The following is a 516-nucleotide window of genomic DNA, read 5'->3' as shown; positions in this document are numbered from 1 at the left end:
CTTGTATTGCCTGACGCAAAATTTGTAACCCATATGTACCGCTTTTTTCAGGATGGAATTGAATACCAATATAATTGTTAAATTGAACAATTGCCGGAATATCAGCCCCATACTGCGCATATGCAATTACATTTTCTGACATCGGCGCTTGATAAGAATGTACGAAATAAACATCTTGATTTAACATAGGGTGCTTACTCACTAAATTATTCCAGCCTAAGTGTGGCACTGGGTATTCTGTTTGGATACGCGAAATATTTCCTGGGATTAACCCTAATCCAGATGCATCGCCTTCATCACTATGCTCATACATTAATTGCATGCCTAAACAAATACCAATCATCTTCTTATCAGTATTCTTAGCCAATATTGCATTGAGATTTAATCGCTTTATCTCTGACATCGCATCTTTAAAATGGCCGACACCGGGCAATATGATTGTTTCTGCTTGATCGATTATTTTTGAGGTATTTGAGACAACCACCTCATACCCTAAATGTTCAATAGCGCGTTTTA

At 37.4% G+C, this 516-nt stretch carries 1 protein-coding gene; it reads right to left on the bottom strand.

Translation table 11 applies throughout. From position 1 onward, the window contains the following. On the bottom strand, nt 1–516 hold a 516-nt coding region (hisH, locus tag IDG60_RS27315; protein WP_206160448.1), incomplete at both ends, for an imidazole glycerol phosphate synthase subunit HisH.

This window comes from Staphylococcus sp. EG-SA-2, from assembly GCF_017152085.1.
The sequence above is the reverse complement of the archived record's forward strand: the minus strand, read 5'-3'. Positions and strand labels throughout refer to the sequence as shown.